We start from the raw sequence: 328 nt of genomic DNA, 5'->3' as shown, positions 1-328 counted from the left end.
TTATTTAGCTGATATGCTTAGAATTCATGGGGATGACTTTGAGAAAGCATTCACAGCCTATCAAGAAGAAAGAATTCCGCGTTCAGCAAAGGTACAAAAATCGGCACGTACTTGGGGAGAAATAATCCACGCTGAAAATCCAGTTTCGATTTTGCTTCGTAATACTCTCTTAGAGAGTAAGGAAGCTAAGGAATTCGAAATGGTTGATTGGTTATACGGGTATAAGAAACTTCCTGCTAAGATTTAATTGTTAATTTAGTGGAAGATAAGATAGGGGCAGCATCTGATTTGGAAAGGTGCCCCTTTTTAATAAGATAAGAAAGTATAA

The 328-nt window shown here is 36.9% G+C and carries 1 pseudogene; it reads left to right on the top strand.

The window, feature by feature from the left end:
* Positions 1–247 (top strand): annotated as a pseudogene (locus V7266_RS12485) (FAD-dependent monooxygenase); the annotation flags it as partial.
* Between the last annotated feature and the right edge of the window lie 81 nt (positions 248–328).

It is taken from the genome of Neobacillus drentensis (assembly GCF_036965645.1).
Classification (GTDB): Bacteria; Bacillota; Bacilli; order Bacillales; family Cytobacillaceae; genus Neobacillus; species Neobacillus drentensis_D.
Note: the sequence above shows the minus strand (reverse complement) of the source record. Positions and strands in the feature narration are given on the sequence as shown.